The following is a 21,515-nucleotide window of genomic DNA, read 5'->3' on the forward strand; positions in this document are numbered from 1 at the left end:
AAAACATAAACCCAACGACTAAAATAGATGAACTTACGTTTTTTTACCCTACTATCACTCATCTGCTTGTGCGTGCTTCATGTCAACGCTCAAACAGACAACGTATCAGGACGTGTTATTGACAAGGAGACCAAAGAGGCCCTTGCGAAGGCCACCCTCCAGCTCTACCGTATTGGAAATAAAAAAGACACCACCTTTGTTGGAGGCACCCTCTCCAATGATCGCGGTGCCTTTTCATTTAATAATGTCAGCGCAGGCACCTATATGCTTAAAATCACTTTCCTGGGCTATCAAGAGCAGAAGAAAGCACTGACAAAAACGAGCACACGTGCCCTTACACTGGGTAGCATCGCAATGGAGCCCAATAGCGTGCTCATCAACGAGGCAGTGGTAACCGCCAATATTCCCAAGATGGTAATTAAGGACGACACGGTGGTCTATAACGCCGACGCCTTCCGTGTGCCCGAAGGATCTGTCATCGAGGCCTTGGTAGAGGTACTGCCCGGCGCTAAAATTGACGAAGACGGAAAAATCAGCGTCAATGGCAAAGAGGTAAAGAAATTCAAGCTCGACGGGCGCGACTTCATGACAGGTAATAATGATGCCGTGATGAAAAACCTGCCCTCATACGTCATCGATAAGGTAAAAGCCTACGACGAGAAGAGTGACCTGAGCAGGATGACAGGCGTTGATGACGGCAACGACGACTTCGTGTTGGAATTCACCACAAAGCGCAGCGCCCGCAACGGCATACAGGCCAACCCCGACGTGGGCTATGGTACCGACAATCGCTATGGCGTGCGTCTCACGGCCATGAAGCCCTTCGGTGATATGCGCTACACCTTCATGGGCAATGCCAACAATGTGAACGACCGCAACTTCTCTGGTCGTGGCGGACGAGGCCGTGGCAACAACAACGGACAGCGCCATACAAAGACGGCAGCCCTGGATGTGAGTTATGAGAATCAACGCAAAGAAAACGGCAGTCAACTCAGGATGAGCGGACGCGTGACGTGGAACCACGGCAACACCAACAACTGGAACCGTACGGGCTCCGAGAGCTTCGTCAACACGCGTGGCGGTGCCTTCTCCAATAGTATCAGCCAGAGCTATTCACGCAACAACTCGTGGACTGGCAACATGAATTTACAATGGAGCATAGACTCTCTGACCACACTGTCTTTCCGCCCGAACATCAGTTTCTCAAGTAATGACAACCAAAACGCCTCCAACTCGGCCTCGTTTAATGTGGACCCCTTTGAGTATGTGACCGACCCGCTGAGCACAAGGGGACTGCAGGAGCTGAGTCAGGACAGTCTGGTGGTGAACAGTCGCAGCAACAAGTCGCTGAGCTATGGTACCAACAAAAACCTGAGGTCACAACTGCAACTCTATAGACGATTGAACAACAAGGGACGCAACATCGCCATCAGCACCAACCTGAGCTATGGCGACGGCGACAACCGCAATGCCAACCTGTCGGGCGTGCATCTGTGGCTACAAAAGAACAGCCTGGGTAATGACTCTACCTATCAGACCAACCGCTACACGACCTCAGACAACAAGAACTACAGCATCTCGCTCGGTACCACCTATACCGAACCGCTCTATATCTTCAAGAAGAAGGAAAATCCCGAGGACACCCTCCAACAACAAAACGGACGCGGTCCGTTTGGCAATCGTGGCAGAAGGATGGTGGGACAAGAAGGCATCTTCCTGCAGTTGAACTACAACTTCAACTACAGCTTCCAGAAGAATGACCCCAGCACCTACGACCTGCTAGGCATCAGCGAAGAACAGTTTCAGAACGCACTGCTGGACTATCGAGATTTCGGTTTCCTGCCCGAGGACTATGAAGACCGTCTGTCAACCAGTCTGAGTCGCTATTCTGAGCGTACGGAATATGCACATAATGGTGATGTGCAAATCAGGCTGAACCGCGAGAAATATAATCTTAACGTGGGTGTGAATATCCAGCCTCAGCGCTCACACTACATCCAGCAGTATCTGGGTAAGCCCGTTGACACGGTGCGCACCGTGGTGAACCTCTCGCCCACCCTGAACATGCGTTACCGTTTTGACCAGTATACCAATCTGCAGGTGCAGTTCCGCGGACAGACTCAGCAGCCTAGCATCACGCAGTTGCTCGACATCTACGATGACACCAACCCACTATCGGTGACAATGGGTAATCCAGGATTAAAACCCTCGTTTACCACCAACCTCAGTTTCAACTTCCAGAAGCAGCGCAAGCCCACCCTCGTGGAAGACAGTCTTGGTTTCCAAGTGCCCAAGAACCAGCGCCACTGGAGTTTCAGCAGCAACGGCTCGTTCCAGCGCACCACCAATTCCATCGGCAATATCGTGACCTACGAAGAGAATACCGGTCGCCGCATCAGTCGTCCGGACAACTTTGACGGCAACTGGAATGCCAGTGGCGGTGTGACGTTCAACATGGGACTTGACACACTGAACCGCTGGGACGTGAGTGGTAGCATTCGTGGTAGCTACCGTCACCAGGTAAGCTATGTCAACCTGAACCGCACGGCAACGCCTGATCGCAACGTGACGCATAGCATCAACGTGTCGCCCGACGTATCGCTGAGCTATCGCAACCGCTGGCTTAACTTCTCACTCAACGGTCAGACAACATACGCTCGCACAGAGAACCGACTCCAGGCTTCACGTAATCTGGACACATGGAATTTCTCTTACGGCGGCAACACACGCATCGATTTAAATCAGCTGAACGGACGCCAGTCGGCCAACGCTTCTTCATGGCCCGTACTATCTACCGACTTCCACGTATATAGCAAGCGCGGCTATGCCGATGCCACTCTGAATACAGACGAACTGATATGGAACGCCCAACTGAGCTATAGTTTCCTACGTGGCAAGGCTCTCACCGTGATGCTGCAATGGTATGATATCCTGCGCGAACAGACCAATTTCAGTCGCACCGTCAATGCCAACGGTTGGCGCGACCAAGAGGTTAATGCCATCAACTCGTATGCCATCCTCCACATCAGCTATCGCATGAACTTCTTCGGCGGCCGCGGCAGCAGCGGATGGGGCGGCGGCGAAGGCGGTCGAGGCAATCGTAGCGAAGGCTTTGGCGGAGGCCGAGGCGGACGCGGCGGCTTCGGTGGCGGTGGACGCAGATAACAGAAGAAAAGAAGCCCAGCGGTTGCTGGGCTTCATCATTATCAACAAAAAAAAGAACGCAAATGCGTTCTTTGTAGTTGCGGAGGCAAGACTCGAACATGCGACCTCCAGGTTATGAGCCTGGCGAGCTACCAACTGCTCCACTCCGCGATATTCAACCAATAATCAAAAACATGGAATCAAAACCATTGTTTCCTGTTTTGCGGGTGCAAAGGTACTACTATTTTCCGAGATATGCAAATTTTCATGCATCTTTTTTTCTTTTCCCCATAATTTATGCTAAAAAACTTGGCAGTTTAAAACAAAACCACTAATTTTGCACATGTTTATAAAGTGTGCAAAAGCTAAATTTCGCAACAAGCAATGTCAATATCCAAAACCAGACAACTACTCGTAGATGTGGCTCGCCAACTGTTCGCCAAGAACGGATTGGAGAATACCACGATGAATGATATCGCGCAAGCCTCTGGCAAGGGACGTCGCACACTTTATACCTATTTTAAGTCAAAAGAGGACATCTACTACGCCGTTATCGAGACCGAGCTGGAGCGTCTTAGTGACAAGCTCGACGAGGTAGCCGCTCGCAAAATCAGTCCGCAGGAGAAGGTCATCGAACTCATCTACACCCACCTCAGCATGATTCGTGAAACCGTGGTGCGCAATGGTAACCTGCGTGCCGAGTTCTTCCGCAACATCTGGATGGTAGAGAAGGTGCGCCGCCATTTCGACGATGCTGAGGTAGAGCTGTTCCGCAAGGTATTTGCCGAGGGCAAGGAAAGTGGCGAGTTTGATATCGACAACGTAGATCTTGTGGCCGACATCACCCACTATTGTATCAAGGGACTGGAAGTGCCTTATATCTACGGACGCATAGCCCGCGGCATGACCGAGGAAGCCACCAAGCCCCAGGTAGCCAAGTTCGTCTATGGTGCTCTGGGCAAGAAAGTGAAGATAAAAGATTAGAATACATTTTATATAAAAGTTTAGAAAATGGGATTATTAGAAGGTAAGACTGCGCTGATCACTGGCGCAGCACGCGGTATCGGAAAGGCTATCGCACTGAAGTACGCCGCTGAAGGCTGTAACATCGCATTCACCGACCTGCAGGTCAACGAGGAGACAGAGAAAGAGATTGCCGCTCTGGGTGTCAAGGCCAAGAGCTACGCCTCTAATGCTGCCGACTTCGCTCAGACCGAAGAGGTTGTCAAGGCCGTTAAGGAAGAGTTCGGCTCAATTGATATTCTGGTAAACAATGCTGGTATCACCAAGGACGGACTGATGCTCCGCATGACTGAGCAGCAGTGGGACGCTGTCATCGCAGTAAACCTGAAGTCAGCATTCAACTTCATCCACGCTTGTGTGCCCGTGATGATGCGTCAGCGTGGTGGTTCTATCATCAACATGGCCTCTGTAGTAGGTGTTCACGGTAATGCCGGTCAGGCCAACTATGCCGCTTCAAAGGCAGGCCTTATCGCCCTGGCTAAGAGTATCGCCCAGGAGATGGGTCCCAAGGGTATCCGTGCCAACGCTATCGCTCCTGGCTTCATCGAGACAGCCATGACCGCTGCCCTGCCTGAGGATGTACGCAACGAGTGGAAGCAGAAGATTCCCCTCCGTCGTGGTGGACAGGTTGAGGATATCGCCAACGTAGCTACCTTCCTGGCTTCAGATCTGTCAAGCTATGTCAGCGGTCAGGTTATTCAGGTTGACGGTGGTATGAACATGTAAGCATCCGTTTGCAGATACACACACAACGGCTCCTGAAGCATTCCGCCTCAGGAGCCGTTTTTTTGTTTCAATTGTTCCCATAGTTTTTAATTTGGGGTTTTAATCGTACCTTTGGACTGGTGCTCGAAGGTACTCACGTTCGAAAAAACTCAAATAAATTTGGTTTTTTACTCACTTAATCGTACCTTTGCAGGCAAGAAAAGACAAAAGCATGCAAGTAGTCTACGAAGACAACCATATTATCATAGTCAACAAGGAAAGCGGAGAGATTGTGCAGGGTGATAAAACCGGCGACCGTCCCCTTTCTGAGATTGTGAAAGACTACATCAAGGAGAAATACCAGAAACCCGGGGCCGTGTTCCTCGGAGTGGTACATAGACTGGACCGTCCTGTAAGTGGTCTGGTGGTCTTTGCCCGTACCTCAAAAGCCCTCACCCGCCTCAATAAGATGTTCGCCGAAAAGGACAATATCAAGAAGACGTACTGGGCGATTGTTGAAAGGGAAAAGGGAATAGTGAAAAGTGAAAAATTTGCTACCGCGACGCCAGCAGATCTCCAAAATTCCGGGTATTTATTAGAAAATTGGCTGGTCAGAAACGAGCAGCAGAACAAGAGTTATGCCTACGACCACGAGGTACCCCGCTCGAAGAAGGCGCAGTTGCGCTACAGGGTGCTGACCCAGGGCGACAACTACGACCTGGTGGAGGTGGAGCTGCTGACAGGCCGCCATCACCAGATACGATGCCAGTTGTCCGCCATCGGCCGTCCTATCAAGGGTGACCTGAAATATGGTGCCAGGCGGTCGAACCCCGACGGCAGCATCTCGCTGCAGAGCCACCGCATAGAGTTCGTTCACCCCGTGAGCAAAGAGACTATCTGCATCGAGGCCCCCATCCCCAATGATTCGCTCTGGGAAAAGCTGGCAGAAGGAGCAAAACTAACGTCTTGACTCCTTAACTCCTTTAACTCCTCAGATTTAACTCCTCAGAATGAAATCCCGTCTGAAACATATTGCCATCATCGCCGCGGTAACGGTTGTAGCCGTACTGGCTCTGCCACTGCTGATCTATGTGCCGCCCATCCAGAACTGGCTGGTGCAGCAGGTGGCCGAAGTGGCTTCAGAAAAGACGGGCTACGACATCACCGTGGAGCACGTGGATTTGTGTTTTCCGCTGGACCTGGGCGTTGACGGCGTCACCGTGGTGCAACAAGGTGACACGATAGCCGACATCCACAGGGCGGTGGTAGGCATCGGACTGATGCCCCTGTTGGCCGGTGATATCGTGGTAGATGAACTGGAACTGCAGGAGTCGCGCATCAACACACTCGACCTGATCAGCGACGTACAGGTGAAAGGTGCGCTGGGCCGCTTTTCACTGAGTCCCAGCAAGATACAACTGGCCAGCAATCGCGTCAAACTGGGCGATGCCCTGCTGTCGGATGCCGACATCACCGTATTGCTGAGCGATACCGCCGCCGTTGACACCACCGAGTCGGAGCCCCTGCTCTGGATCATCGACGCGAACAAATTATCCATTATCAATTCTCAATTCTCCATTCATATGCCCGGCGACTCGATGCTGATAGCGCTGAGTGCCGAGAAGATGCAGGCCGACGGCAGTCATATCAACCTGGCAAAGGAGCGTTACGAAGTGGATAAGTTTACCTGGCAGAACGGAACGTTCCGTTTTGACATGCCCTTCGAACCGCGTCAGGAGCCCGGACTGCTGGACTATTTCCACATAGACATGAGCGCCATCAACTGGCAGATAGACTCCCTACTCTACGCCAGTCCGGTGACCAGGATGAACGTACGTCATGCGGCGATGAAGGATGTATGCGGACTGGTGGTCAACGAGCTCAGCGGTGCCGTCAGCCTCGACGACAAAGCCATCCACCTGCCCGGCATGACCCTGCAGACGCCCTACACCAACATCTATGCGAGGGCCGACGTAGACTTAAACGTAGCCGACTCGGTAGCACCCGGACAGATGGACATCACGCTGGATGCACAGATGGGCAAGCAGGACGTGGCATGGTTTTATAACGGCATAGACATGAGCCGTTTGCCCGAATGGCCCCTGCAACTGAAAGGCGACGTAAAGGGCAACATGCAGCACCTGGCGCTGAACGTCCAGCAACTGCTGTGGCCCACGATGCTGGAAGCCAATGCCCGCGGCACCATCAGTAACCTGACGGATCCAGACCACATGGAGGCCGACGTAGACCTGTATGCCAAGAGCTACGACATGCAACCACTGCTGGCCACCTTCGACGTACCCACGAAAGACATCAGGATTCCCCACGGACTGAGCATCGACGGTAATGTGCAGGTGGACGGACAGCACTATATGACCTCGCTGACCGCCTATGAGGGTAAGGGCACGGCCAAACTGAGCGCCTTCTTCGACGCCAGACAGATGGCCTACGACGCGCAGGCCGATGTGCAGAACGTGGACCTGAAGCATTTCCTGCCCAACTATCCACTTTCAACTCTCAACTCTCAACTTTCAATTTCAGGCAAGGGCACCGACTTCATGCAGCGCAGCACCTGGATGGATGCCGACGTGAACATAGCGCACCTGGGCTACGACAAATACAACATGGATGATATCAAGATGCAGGCCCACCTGAAGAACGGGCACGCCATGATAGACCTGATGACCTGTAACGCACTGGTTGACGGCACGCTCAACATGGACGTGAGCATCAGTAAGGAGGGCAAGCGCAACAGCATCCTCTCGACACTGTCTACCCAGATGAGTCATATAGACCTCTATGCCCTGGGCGTCACCCCCGACCCGCTGACCATCGGACTGGCAGGCGACTTCGAGGTGAACAGCAACCTGAACGACACTCACCGCCTGAGCGGACTGATAGACCATATCTACCTGCGCGACTCCATGAAGAGCTACCGGCCGGAGAAAGTGGGCATCCTGATGAACCTGAGACCAGACACCACCTACCTGCGGGCACAGAGTGGTTCGCTGATTGTGAAACTGGATGCCAGCGGTGGCTACCAGCCTCTGGTCAACCAGCTGTCGGTACTGACCGACAGTGCGGTGTCACAGTTCAACCGCCGCGTCATAGATCAGCCCACTTTGAAGGCACTGTTGCCCACGGCACGCCTGTACCTGACCAGCGGGCGCGACAACCCCATGTCGGACTTCCTGAAATCGGTGGCCAACACGGACTTCCAGGAACTGCTGATCGACGTGAACACATCGCCCATCACGGGTATCAACGGCGAAGCCCATCTGTTCAGCCTGAATGCCGACTCCACACGCATAGACTCCATCTACGTGACACTTATAGACAAGCCCAACCACGGACTGACCTTCCAGAGCCGTATAGCCAACAACCGCAGGAATCCGCAGTTTGTCTTCACCGCCACCATCGACGGACTGCTGCAGGAGCACGGTGCCAGTCTGGGCGTACGCTTCTATGACGACAAGGACCAGTTGGCCCTGCGCCTGGGAGCAAAGGTAGAGATGGAGCACAACGGACTGCGCTTCCACCTGTTGCCCAGCAACCCAACTATCGGCTACCGGGTGTTCACGCTCAACGACGATAACTTCCTGTTCCTCCAGAACAACCTCAGGCTGCAGGCCAAGGTGAGTCTGCTGGCCGACGACGGCACGGGTGTGAGGGTCTATTCGGAAGATCAGAACTCTACGCTGCTGCAAGACCTCACCATCAGCTTGAACCGTTTCGACCTGGACAAGCTGACGGCCGCCATCCCCTACATGCCCCATATCACAGGTCTGCTGGACGGTGACTACCACCTGATGATGGACGAGCAGAAACAGATATCCGTGGCCAGCGACATGCAGGTAAGGAACATGAGCTACGAGGGTTGCGACATGGGTACGCTCAGCACGGAGTTTGTGTATATGCAGCGCGAGGACGACACGCACGCCGTAGAGGGCACACTGGCACAGAACGGACGTGAGGTGGCCACCTTCAGCGGTAACTACAGGAACAAGAAGGTGACCGGTGGCAACGAACAAATAGACGGTACGCTGAACCTGATGCGTGCACCGCTCGACCTGCTCAACGGTTTCATACCTGACCAGCTGATTGGCTTCGAGGGCTATGCCGAGGGTGAGATGAGCGTGGAAGGTTCGCTGAGCCAGCCCAACGTCAACGGTGAGGTGTACGTCGACTCGGCCTTCCTCATCAGTCAGCCCTACGGCATCCGCCTGCGCTTCGACAATGACCCCGTACGCATACAGCAGTCGAAGTTGCTGCTGGAGAACTTCACCATGTATGCCTATAACGATAACCCGCTGAATATCATGGGTAACATCGATTTCCACGACTTGGACCACATGACGATGGACCTGCGCATGCGTGCCACCAATTACCAGTTGATCAACTCACGACAGACGGCGAAATCGATAGCCTACGGTAAAGGATACGTGAACTTCTACGCCAGCATGAGCGGACCGGTGGAACGCCTGAAGATGCGCGGACGACTCGACGTGCTGGGCACCACCGACCTGACGTACCTGTTGCTCGACTCACCGCTGTCGACCGACAACCAGTTGGACGAGCTTGTGAAATTCACCGATTTCAACGATACCACACAGACCGTCGTACACCGTCCGGCACCTGGCGGACTGGATATGGACCTGCGTATCAGCATCGACCCAGGCACCCACGTGAAATGCGGCCTGAATGCCGACTTGAGCAACTACGTGGACCTCTTTGGCGGTGGCGACCTGCGCATGATCTACAGTACGGACGAACTGCGGCTCACCGGACGCTATACGATGACCAGCGGACAGATGAAATACTCACTCCCCGTGATACCCCTGAAGACATTCACGATTCAGGACGGCAGTTATGTGGAGTTCACTGGCGACGCGATGGACCCCACCCTGAACATCACGGCAACGGAGCATACCAATGCCAGTGTAGGACAGGAGGGCGAACAGACGCGCAGCGTGGCCTTCAACTGTGGCGTGGCCATCACAGGCTCGCTCAACAAGATGGGACTGGAATTCATCATTGAGGCGCCTGAGGACTACAGCATCAACAGCGAACTGAGTGCGCTGTCAACCGAACAGCGCAGCAAACTGGCTGTCACGATGCTGACCACGGGCATGTATCTGGCCGACGGCAACACCAGTGGTTTCTCCATGAACTCGGCCCTCAGTTCGTTCCTGGAGAGCGAGATCAACAATATCACGGGTAACGCCCTGAAGAGCGTGGACCTGAGCGTCGGACTGAACAACAGTACCGATGCCACCGGACAGACCCATACAGACTATTCGTTCAAGTTCGCCAAGCGTTTCTGGAACAACCGTCTGAAGGTGCAGATAGGCGGTAAGGTGTCATCGGGCAACGATGCCGCCCAGCAGAACGGCCAGAACCAGTCGTTCTTCGACAATGTCACGATGGAGTACCGTCTCAGTCCTACGTCCAACCAGTACGTCAAACTGTTCTACGACCAGAACTCATACGACTGGCTGGAGGGCTATACCAGCAAATACGGCGGCGGCTATATCTGGAAGAAGAAGCTGCAGAGACTGAGCGAGCTCATCAAGCCTCAGAAAACAGAACTCCGCCCTCAGACATCAGACATCAGACGTCAGGCCTCCGCCCTCAGACCTCAGACGTCAGACATCAAACCTCAAAGAAATGACTCGATACGCTAAACTCCTGATCCTACTGGTTGGCATGGTATGCCTGTCGGCTTGCTCCACTACGAAGCATGTGCCCGATGGTGACCAGTTGTTTACCGGTCTGACAAAGATAGAATACAAGAACTATGTCGACGATGACAACTTCATCGCCACACAGGAAGAGGTGGAGGCTGCACTGGCCACGGCGCCCAACGGTGCCCTCTTCGGCAGCAGCTACTATCGCACGCCATTCCCCTACGGACTGTGGATATGGAACTATGCCTACGGCTCCAGCGGCAAGATCAAGAAATGGCTCAACAAGTCATTTGGCAAGGCCCCAGTGCTGATGAGTCAGGTGAACCCCGCCCTGCGTGCCTCGGTGGCCCAGTCGGTACTCCGCAAGAACGGCTACATGCACGGTCAGGTGACGTATGAGGAGAAGCCCCAGCGCAATCCGAAGAAGATGAAGATAGGCTATACGGTGACCCTCGACACGCTGTTTACGATTGACACCCTGAGCTACGTGAACTTCCCGCCGCAGATGCAGGCGCTGATAGACTCCACGCAGCAGGAGGCGCAGGCCAGGAAAGGCGACCCGTTCAATGTGGCCACACTGGATGCCGAGCGCTCACGTCTCAGTCAGTTGTTCCGCAACAACGGCTACTACTATTACCAGTCGGGCTACGCCAGTTACCTGGCAGATACCTTCGACGTGCGCAACAGGGCGAAACTGCGTCTGCAGCTGGCCGATTCGCTGCCGGAACAGGCCCTGCATCCCTGGTATGTGGGCAACATCAGGATGCAACTCCGTGAGAGTTCCCGTCAGCAGATGACGGACAGTATCGGCCGTCGCTTCCTGAAGATTTTCTATGGCACAGGCAAGAAACATGCGCCTATCAGTCCGCGTGTCATCCTGCGCGACCTGAAACTGCGTCCGCGCCGACTGTTCAGCTATGCCGACTACTCTGAGTCCATCCAGAAAATCAATGGCACCGGCGTCTTCTCATCCGTCGATTTGCAGTTCACACCGCGCGACCGCGACACGCTCGACCTGACGCTCAACTGCACGTTCGACAAGCCCTGGGACGTGTATCTGGAGACCAACTTCGTGAACCGTACCATCGGTCGCATGGGACCAGAGCTGAAACTGGGTTTCACCCGGCGCAATGCTTTCCGTGGCGGCGAGAAACTGGATGTCAACCTGCACGGTTCGTATGAATGGCAGACCAGTTCGCAGGAGTCCAACATGAACACGTACCAGTATGGTGCCGATGCCTCCCTGGAATTCCCGCGTATCCTGCTGCCCTTTGTCAGTGACTCGCCCAGGCGCGACAAGGACGGAAGGGTGAAGCGCGACAAGAACGGACGCGTCAAGCGGCCACGACAGTTCTTTGCCACTCCCTGGACCATTGCCAAGGTTTCCACCGACATCATCAACCGCCCCGACTATTACAAGATGCACATCGTGAGCGGTGAGTGGACCTATCGCTGGCAACCACGTGAGAGCAAGCGTCATGAGTTCTCGCCCATCACCCTGAAATACCAGTATATCAACACCCGTACGGCACAGTTCAATGAGCTTCTGAACCAGAATCCCTACCTGATGACCGCGATGGATGACTACTTCATACCCAAGATGCGCTACACCTTCACCTATCAGGGTTCGGCCAAGAAGCACCACTCGCCCGTACGCTGGGAGACCACGATAGAGGAGTCGGGCAACGTGACGGCACTCTATGACGTGCTGATACAGGGCAACGGATGGAACCAGAAGGAGAAGACGCTCTTCAAGAACCCCTACTCCCAGTACGTGAAGATTGAGACCGACGTGACCAAGACGTGGCCCATCGACTCGAAGTCGCAGGTGGTAGGCCATATCAACGCAGGTTGGATGTGGTGCTACGGCAACTCTACCGAGGCACCCTTCAGTGAACGCTTCTACGTGGGCGGTGCCAACAGTATCCGCGCCTTTACCGTGCGCAGCATCGGTCCTGGCGCCTATCCGTCGATGGGCGGCGTGGGCAACAAGCAGATGTCGTACCTGTTGCAGAATGGTGACTCCAAACTGGTGATGAACCTGGAGTACCGCCGCCAGCTGGTGGGCAGTCTCTATGGAGCTATCTTCCTGGATGCAGGTAACATCTGGAGCAACAGCGACTATACGCTGAGCTATGGCGACGTGGACGATGACGACCACGATTTCGTGGATAAATGGAACCAGGATGTGTCGGACATGAAGTTCAAGCCCGGCAAGTTCCTCAAGCACCTGGCTACCGGCACGGGCCTGGGACTGCGCTACGACATGGACTTCCTGGTAATCCGTGTGGACTGGGGATTCGGTCTCCACCTGCCCTACGACACGGGCAAGTCGGGCTACTTCAACATCCCCCGTTTCAAGGATATGCACTCCCTGCATTTCGCCATAGGATATCCTTTCTAAGACGATAAGCGTGGCATGAGGAGAGAGGAAAAAGCCGTCATTTATTGTTAAAAAAGGTAGAGCAGAGGCAAATTCTCAATGCTCGATTCTCAATTCTCGATTAAAAGTAGTATCTTTGCCACGAAAATAATAAATACAAATACAAAACGAAATGAAACCAACCCTATTTCTTCTTGCAGCAGGTATGGGAAGCCGTTATGGCGGCCTGAAGCAGCTCGACGGTCTGGGCCCCAACGGCGAGACCATCATGGACTATAGTATCTACGACGCCATCCAGGCTGGATTCGGCAAAATCGTGTGGGTGATCCGTAAGGATTTCGAGGAGCAGTTCCGCACCCAGATTCTGGCCAAATATGAGGGTCACGTACCCTGCGAACTGTGCTTCCAGGCACTCGACGCACTGCCCGAGGGCTTCAAGGCTCCAGAAGGTCGTGTAAAGCCCTGGGGAACCAACCATGCTGTACTGATGGGTAAGGACGTCATCAAGGAGCCTTTCTGCGTGATCAACTGCGACGACTTCTACGGTCGTGATGCCTTCATGCAGATTGGTAAGTACCTGAGCGAACTGCCCGAGAGAACAAAGAACAAGTACGCCATGGTAGGCTTCCGCGTATGCAACACGCTGAGTGAGAACGGCAGTGTGGCCCGCGGTGTATGTGCCTACAACGACAAGCGTCATCTGACTGACGTCGTGGAGCGCACTGAGATACTGCGTATGGACGGCGTTATCAAGTACAAGGACGAGCAGGGCGAATGGCAGGCTCTGGAGGAGAACGCTCCTGTATCAATGAACATGTGGGGCTTCACACCCGACTATTTCGAATACTCAGAAGCTTACTTCAAGGAGTTCCTCAGTGATCCTAAGAACATGGAGAATCTGAAGGCCGAGTTCTTCATCCCCCTCATGGTCAACAAGCTCATCAACGACGGTACGGCTACCTGTGAGGTGCTCGATACCACCAGCGTATGGTTCGGCGTAACCTATGCTGCCGACCGCGATGCTACCGTTGCCCGCATCCAGAAGTTGGTTGACGAGGGTGTTTACCCCAACAAACTGTTTTAAATGCTCGACAACATTATAACAGAACAAGCGTGCGAACAACTCCGCACGCTTGTTTCTCATGCTGACACTATCATCTGTGTATGCCACCGCAGTCCCGACGGCGATGCCATCGGTGCTGTGCTGGGATGGACGGAATGCCTGCGTATGCTGGGAAAAGAAGCCCAGATGATTATTCCCGACCAGTATCCCGACTTCCTGCAGTGGCTGCCCAACACCGAGAAAATTATCCGTTACGACAAGCATAAGGAGGGCTGCGACTGGACCATCCAGCACGCCGACCTCATTTTCTGCCTGGATTTCAATTCACTCAGTCGTACGGGCGAGATATGTGAGGCCCTGACGTCAACCAAGGCAAAGAAGGTGCTCATCGACCACCATCTGGATCCTGATGTCGAGGCTGCGCTCACCATCTCTGTTCCGCAGGCCTCTTCTACCTGCGAACTGGTGTTCCGCCTGGCCTGGCAGCTGGGGCTCTTCCCCGAAGCCACCAAACATTTTGCCATCCCCGTGTATTGCGGCATGATGACAGATACCGGCGGTTTCACCTTCAACAGCAATGATCCTGATATCTTCTTCATCATCGGACAGTTGCTCACGAAACATATCAACAAGGACAAGATTTATCGTAACGTCTATCATAACTATTCCGAAGACCGCATCCGTCTGATGGGCTACGTGCTCTACGAGAAGATGGTGTACGACGCAGCGCGTCATGCAGCCTATTTCACCCTGAGCCGTGACGACCTGAAGCGTTTCCACTTCATCAAGGGCGATGCCGAGGGACTGGTCAACATCCCACAGCAGATCAAAGGCCTGAAGTTGAGCATCTCCCTGCGTGAGGACACTGAGAAAGAGAACCTTATCTGGGTCAGCCTGCGCTCTGTCGACGACTTCCCCTGCAATGAGGTTGCCGCACAGTTCTTCAACGGCGGAGGTCACCTGAATGCCTCTGGCGGCCGTCTGGAGTGCTCGCTCGAGGAAGCTGTCAAGATTGCCCAAAAGGCTATCCTGGCGTTCGAGGACAAATTGAAAAGTTAAACAAAATAAGATAAGCTACATGAGAAAAGTATTCTTCGTTATGGCTATTCTTGGCTGTCTCGTCAGTTTCACGTCATGCAACGACTACGAGACCTACGGTGAGAAAAAGGACAAGGAGCGCGCAGCTATCAGGAACTTCATTGCCGAACAGGGCATCAATGTGATCTCTGAGGCCGACTTCCACGCCCAGGGTGACATGACCGATACCGCCAAGAACGAGTATGTCTATCTGAACAACGACGGTGTTTACATGCAGATTGTACATAAGGGATACGGTACACCTGTGCAGAACAATGAACGTGTGACGCTCCTGATGCGTTTCTTTGAGATGTGCATCATGGACTCCACACAGGTCTATAACGATACCGACCCCTACGATCCCGACTATATGGTGGTACAGCGCACCGGTACATCCTACTCTGCCTACTTCCTTTCAGGCAGTCTGATGTATTCTACCTACGGCACGTCATCCGTAGCCGCTGGTCTGCTGTCACCGCTGCCCTATATCAATGTAGGCCGCGAGGACGATGAGACAGGACATATTGCCCAGGTCAAGCTGATTGTGCCCCACTCCAAGGGTCACACCACAGCGTCCAGCTATGTCTATCCCTATTATTACGAAATAAGTTATCAACGAACATACTAATTTTATGACACTTATCAAATCTATCTCAGGTATCCGCGGTACTATCGGCGGACATACGGGTGACACGCTCAACCCCCTGGACATCGTGAAATTCACAACGGCATACGCCACGTTTATCAACGGAAAGAAAATCGTTGTAGGCCGTGATGGCCGCATCTCTGGTCCCATGGTACGCGACGTTGTCTGTGGCACGCTTGTCGGCATGGGCTACGAAGTGATTGATATTGGTCTGGCTACCACACCAACCACCGAGTTGGCAGTACGCTGGCACAAGGCCGACGGTGGTATCATCATCACCGCCTCTCACAACCCCACACAGTGGAACGCGCTGAAGTTGCTCAACAGCGAGGGTGAGTTCCTGACTGCAGCCGACGGTGCTGAGGTACTGGCTATTGCCGAGAAGGAAGACTTCGACTACGCTCCGGTGGAGAAACTGGGTCGTGTTATCAAGGACGACACCATGAACCAGCAGCATATCCAGTCGGTGCTCGACCTCCGTCTGGTTGACGTCGAGGCTATCAAGGCCCGTAAGTTCCGTGTCTGCGCCGACACCATCAATTCTGTAGGTGGCATCATCCTGCCCGACCTGTTCAAGGCACTTGGTGTAGACTTCGAGATCCTGAATAGCGAATGCACCGGTCAGTTCGCCCATAACCCAGAGCCCCTGGAGAAGAACCTGCAGGGTATCATGGACAAGATGAAGCAGGGCGGTTTCGACCTCGGTATCGTGGTTGACCCCGACGTGGACCGTCTGGCATTCATCTGCGAAGACGGCAAGATGTTTGGCGAGGAATACACCCTGGTATCTGTAGCCGATTATGTATTGTCACACGACAAGGGCAACACCGTCAGCAACCTCTCTTCTACCCGTGCACTGCGCGACGTCACAGAGAAGCACGGCGGCAAGTACACCGCTGCAGCTGTGGGCGAGGTCAATGTCACTACGAAGATGAAGGAAGTAGGTGCCGTGATTGGTGGTGAAGGTAATGGCGGTGTCATCTATCCTGAGAGCCACTACGGCCGTGATGCCCTCGTAGGTATCGGTCTGTTCCTGAGCAGTCTGGCCCAGAAGGGTATGAAGGCCAGCGAACTGCGTAAGACGTTCCCCGACTATCAGATTGCCAAGAACCGTATCGACCTCACACCCGAGACCGATGTCGACGCCATCCTCGTGAAAGTGAAGGAGATGTTTGCTGCCGATTCAGAGGCTGTGGTCAATGATATCGACGGTGTGAAGATCGATTTCCCCACCAAGTGGGTTCACCTGCGCAAGTCAAACACCGAGCCCATCATCCGCGTCTATAGCGAGGCTCAGACCATGGAGGAGGCCGACGCCCTGGGCAAGCGCCTCATGCAGGTGGTCTACGACATGCAGTAAGCAATTACAATCCCTATACAGTTGTCTTCCAGATACGCCATTGCGTGTCTGGAAGACTTTTTTTCGGGGATTTTGTCCCATTGTTCGTATACTATATAATAGTAAACCTATACCTATATAATATTAACTTAAAATGTGGACTAGTATTTTGTCTGTAATAGTAGTCATCAACGAGTTGATGGCTTCCAACGCAGGATCAGTGATGAGTCCTGCCACGAATTTCGACAGTTGGGTAGAATTCTACAACCCCAGCGATCAGAACGTCAACCTTGCCGGCATGTATCTCTGCGACGATGCAGACCATAGTTGGCAGATGCCCAGTAACATAGGCACCATCCCCGCTAAAGGATATAAGGTCGTTTGGATGGGTTCAAACGATATCAAGTCGAACCAGGCCCCGTTCAAACTGGATTGCGACGGTGGCACCATCATCCTCAAGGATAAGAACGGTACCGTCGTAGATAACCTGCAATATCCGTCGGCCATGAGCCGTACGGCCTACGCACGTACCACGGATGGTGGCAACGAATGGAGCTGGACCTCCACGCCTACCCCAGAGGCATCAAATGCTACGGCCGTCTTTGCCAGCGAGCGTCTGGAAGCACCCGTTGTCGACAAAGGCAGTACCATCTTCAAGAATACCCTGAGCGTCAAGGTTACCATCCCCGACGGTGCCCGTCTGATGTACACCACCGATGGCAGTCTGCCCACAGCACCCAAGGGTGGAGCGGAAGCATCCCCCTGGACGGACTTCATTGTCAATGGCGACTGTGAAGGTACGGATGCCACCTGCCTTGTAAGCCGCGATGCCAACGGCAGCGGTGACGTGCAGCGTATTGTCGACGGCGCAGGCTATAATGGTTCCCGGGGCATCAAGATACACAGTACTGCCAATGCATCCAACGACTGGTCAGCCCAACTCTTTGTCTACACCCCTGACCACGTGTGGCAGACTGGCGAGAAATACCGTTTCCGCATGATGGTACGTGCCGATAAGGCCGCCCGCATCACCACACAGACCCACGGTGCGCCCCACGACTACATCAACGGCAGCATCATGGACGGCAGTTATAATGTCACCACCCAATGGAAGGAAATCAGCTACGAAGGTACGATTACCAATGAGCAGACAGGTGCCAGCTATGACTATTGGACAGGTCAGAGCACCGGGGCCAGGATGCAGTCCATCGTGTTCAACCTGAATGTTGACAAGAAGGACAACAACTACTATTTCGACAACGTAAGCTGGGAACTCTATACCGACGACGGCACAACCTTAGAAGCCACGAAGGAGAGCAAGAATGGCAAGTTCACCTTCGACAATACCACCAACCTCACCGTCCGCCTCTTCAAGGACGGCTACCTGCCCAGCGTACCCGTCACCCGCAGCTATATCAAGACCAGCAGCAACTACACCTTGCCCATCATCTCCATCGTGGGCGACAAGAAATACTTCACCGACCCGAAGATAGGTTTCGACTGCGACGGTGACGGCACAAATGGTAAGACTGGCAACGGACAGAGCAGTCCGAAGAACTACAATCAGGACTGGGACCGTCCTGTGAACTTCTCGTATATCAGCACCGACGGCGAGATGCTGTTCAACCAGGATGTCAACATCAGTGCCTCTGGCGGCTACACCCGCAGTCAGCAATACCGCTCGTTCAAGTTGAAGAGCAACAAGGTGTTTGACGGTCAGAACCAGTTTGACTATCCTTTTTTCCCACAGAAGCCCTATATCCGCAGCAAGACCCTCCTGATCCGTAACGGAGGTAATGATATCTGGCGCCATAATGCCCGTTTCATTGACCCTGCCCTTGAGACCATCATCCAGCGTTCCGGCATCGACCTCGACGTACAGTCATACGTACCCGTGATAGAATATGTCAACGGACAGCTGCGTGGTGTGTTCAATATGCGTGAGCCCAACAACGACAAGTTTGCCTATGCCAACTTCGGCTATGATGATGAGGAACTGGATGCCTTTGAGAACCTCACCATGAAGAATGGTGATGACACAGCCATCAAGCGTATCTTCGAACTGGGCAAACAGGCTTCCGACAACACTGCCTACGAAGAACTGCAGACATTGCTCGACATAGATGAGTTCACCAACTATATGGCTGCTACGTTCTACCTCTATAATGATGACTGGCCCGACAACAACATGAAGGCCTATCGCAGCAGGAACGACGGTCGCTACCGCTTTATCAGCTTCGACCTCGACTATGCCTTCAAGGGCTGCTGGAGCGACAGCGAGAACAATCCGTTCACCAATTTCGCAAGGTTCAAGAACGACAGTGCACCACGCACCAGCTACAACAAGAATATCGTGAACCTTTTCCTGAACCTGCTGAACAATACCGACTACCGTCAGAAGTTCATCACCACATTCTGTCTGATGGGAGGCAGTGTCTTCGAACCCAGTATCGCCTCGGATATCGTCAATGAACTGCTGGACAAGGTGAAGCCCATGTGCCAGCTCATGAAACAGCAGTATATCAACGACGGACACGACCCAGACCGTTCAGCAAGCACAATCAAGAACAGCCTCAGCGGACGCGCCAGCACCATGGCCGACTACATGAAGCAGTTCAGTGCCTTCGGCCTCAGCAGCACGTCCAAGCGTTCTGTGGAACTCACCACCAATATTGACGGTGCCACACTCACCCTCAATGGCATCAACGTACCCTATGCTTACTTCAAGGGCTATCTCTTCGGCACCTTCAGTCTGGAGGCCAAAGCCCCAGCCGGCTACCGCTTCGTTTGCTGGAAGAAGAGTGGCACACAGTATTCTACCAATGCCGCAATCAGCGTCACGGGTACCGATGCCGTCAAACTGCAGGCTTGTTTCACGGCCCTCACCGATGCCGAGAAAACCGCACAGGGTCTCACCCCCATACGTATCAATGAGGTCAGCGCTGCCAATGGTATCCACGTGAATGAGTATTTCAAGCGCAACGACTGGGTGGAACTCTACAACACCACCGACAAAGACATCGACGTGGCCGACATGTACCTCAGCGATAACGAGAAGAAGCCCCTGAAATATCAGATCAGCAAGGGCGACTCACAGGCATCCACCACAATTCCCGCCCACGGCTACCTCATCGTATGGTGCGACAAACTGGAGTCAAAAGACCAGTTGCACGCTTCCTTCAAACTGGATGCTGATGGTGGCAGCGTACTTCTCACCGCTGCTGATGAGTCGTGGAGCGACCGTCTGGTCTATACAGCCCATCAGGCCGACCAGACCGTAGGCCGTTATCCTGACGGTGGCAGTGATATCTTCGTGATGAACGTGCCTACCATTGCCCAGAGCAATATCAGCACCAGCTACCTCGTTCCTGTAGAGCAGGGCGACGTTACTGGCATCGACATAGCCCAGATCTCAGCTCACGGCTCTCAGATTTCACTCTATAACCTGGCTGGTCAGCCTGTCATCACGCCACAGCGTGGCAACTGCTACATTGCCCGCTATACCGATGCTCAGGGCCGCGTCAAGACGGTGAAGTTCATTCAGAAGTAAAAGATCCGCATACATAAAAGAATAGGGCACATCCGATATCGCATCGGTTGTGCCCTTATTGTACTTAAAGCAAACAATAACCTAAAAAACAAACCTATAGAATCTCGACTGATTCTGGTGCAAAGATACGGCTTTTCCCATAACGGCGCAAAAGGATGTCCCTAAACCTCAGGGGGTGTTTCCCTATTTCGCTGGGGAAAATCCCTATAATGCCTAAAATGATTTGGCTTTTCAGGAGATATTACGTAATTTTGCAACCATGAAGAAGATATACCTTATATTACTGATATGCTGCCTGAGTCTTGAGATGATGGCCCAGACAAAGGGTTTCTCCGCTGACACGCTCAGCAACGCCGTGTTTGCACGGATGCAGGGGAAGTCGTATCCCAAAGGATGCACCATCAAACGCAGCGACCTGAGATACCTGCAGGTATTACACTATGATGCCGACGGGAAGGTACACAAGGGAGAACTGGTGTGCAACCGTAAGATTGCTGCCGACCTGCTGGATATCTTCCAGAAGCTGTACGAAGCCCACTACCCTATTGAACGGATGACACTCGTTGACGACTACGACGCCAATGATGAACGTTCGATGACAGCCAACAACACCTCATGTTTCTGTTACCGCGTCGTCACAGGCAGCAAACATCTGTCGAAGCATGCACAGGGGCTGGCTATCGATATCAATCCCCTGCAGAATCCCTGCGTGAAGACGCGCAAGGACGGGAGCACATGGGTACAGCCCAAGGCCGGAAGGAAATATACGAACAGGAAGAGCAAATACCCTTATAAGCTCGAAAAGGGCGACCTCTGCTACCGACTTTTCATCGAACATGGTTTTTCGTGGGGCGGCAATTGGCGCAGCACGAAAGACTATCAGCACTTTGAGAAGTGA

Annotated in this window: 12 protein-coding genes and 1 tRNA gene; 12 read left to right on the forward strand and 1 reads right to left on the reverse strand. The window is 53.4% G+C overall.

Annotation, left to right across the window (positions count from 1 at the left end; all coding sequences use genetic code 11):
- The first annotated feature begins 27 nt into the window (after positions 1 to 27).
- Positions 28 to 3,165, forward strand: coding sequence for an outer membrane beta-barrel protein (locus L6468_RS12765; protein WP_237793503.1), 3,138 nt, complete (start codon positions 28 to 30; stop codon positions 3,163 to 3,165).
- Between the two features lie 77 nt (positions 3,166 to 3,242).
- On the opposite strand, the gene L6468_RS12770 is transcribed toward L6468_RS12765, so the two are convergent.
- A tRNA-Met gene (locus L6468_RS12770) sits at positions 3,243 to 3,315 on the reverse strand.
- 213 nt (positions 3,316 to 3,528) lie between these two features.
- On the opposite strand from L6468_RS12770, the gene L6468_RS12775 reads away from it, so the two are divergent.
- From L6468_RS12775 to L6468_RS12825, 11 genes are all read left to right on the forward strand, one after another.
- The gene (locus L6468_RS12775; protein ID WP_091814082.1) at positions 3,529 to 4,128 is read left to right on the forward strand and encodes a TetR/AcrR family transcriptional regulator; all 600 of its coding nucleotides are present in this window, start codon (positions 3,529 to 3,531) and stop codon (positions 4,126 to 4,128) included.
- Between the two features lie 27 nt (positions 4,129 to 4,155).
- Positions 4,156 to 4,893, forward strand: a complete 738-nt coding sequence (gene fabG, locus L6468_RS12780; RefSeq protein WP_091852666.1) for a 3-oxoacyl-[acyl-carrier-protein] reductase — start codon at positions 4,156 to 4,158, stop codon at positions 4,891 to 4,893.
- 211 nt (positions 4,894 to 5,104) lie between these two features.
- Complete coding sequence (locus tag L6468_RS12785) at positions 5,105 to 5,842, forward strand: RluA family pseudouridine synthase (protein WP_091814076.1); 738 nt, start codon at positions 5,105 to 5,107, stop codon at positions 5,840 to 5,842.
- Positions 5,843 to 5,882: 40 nt separating this feature from the next.
- Complete coding sequence (locus tag L6468_RS12790; RefSeq protein WP_237793504.1) at positions 5,883 to 10,556, forward strand: translocation/assembly module TamB domain-containing protein; 4,674 nt, start codon at positions 5,883 to 5,885, stop codon at positions 10,554 to 10,556.
- Complete coding sequence (gene tamL / locus L6468_RS12795) at positions 10,540 to 12,963, forward strand: translocation and assembly module lipoprotein TamL (RefSeq protein ID WP_237793505.1); 2,424 nt, start codon at positions 10,540 to 10,542, stop codon at positions 12,961 to 12,963. The genes L6468_RS12790 and tamL overlap by 17 nt, the downstream gene beginning before the upstream one ends.
- Before the next feature lie 151 nt (positions 12,964 to 13,114).
- Positions 13,115 to 14,026 carry a nucleotidyltransferase family protein gene (locus tag L6468_RS12800; RefSeq protein WP_237793506.1) on the forward strand — a complete coding sequence of 304 codons (912 nt, stop codon included), beginning with the start codon at positions 13,115 to 13,117 and terminating at the stop codon, positions 14,024 to 14,026.
- Entirely contained in the window at positions 14,027 to 15,064 is a 1,038-nt protein-coding gene (locus L6468_RS12805; RefSeq protein WP_237793507.1) for a DHH family phosphoesterase, read from the forward strand.
- 19 nt (positions 15,065 to 15,083) lie between these two features.
- Positions 15,084 to 15,710 (forward strand): BamK family beta-barrel-assembly machinery protein, encoded by a 627-nt coding sequence (bamK, locus tag L6468_RS12810; RefSeq protein WP_237793508.1) that lies wholly within the window; start codon positions 15,084 to 15,086, stop codon positions 15,708 to 15,710.
- Between the two features lie 4 nt (positions 15,711 to 15,714).
- Entirely contained in the window at positions 15,715 to 17,088 is a 1,374-nt protein-coding gene (gene glmM, locus L6468_RS12815) for a phosphoglucosamine mutase (protein WP_237793509.1), read from the forward strand.
- Positions 17,089 to 17,221: 133 nt separating this feature from the next.
- On the forward strand, positions 17,222 to 20,617 hold the full coding sequence (locus L6468_RS12820; RefSeq protein ID WP_237793510.1) for a lamin tail domain-containing protein: 3,396 nt from the start codon (positions 17,222 to 17,224) through the stop codon (positions 20,615 to 20,617).
- Between the two features lie 259 nt (positions 20,618 to 20,876).
- Positions 20,877 to 21,515 (forward strand): M15 family metallopeptidase, encoded by a 639-nt coding sequence (locus L6468_RS12825; RefSeq protein ID WP_237793511.1) that lies wholly within the window; start codon positions 20,877 to 20,879, stop codon positions 21,513 to 21,515.

It is taken from the genome of Prevotella communis, assembly GCF_022024115.1.
Lineage (GTDB): Bacteria > Bacteroidota > Bacteroidia > Bacteroidales > Bacteroidaceae > Prevotella > Prevotella communis.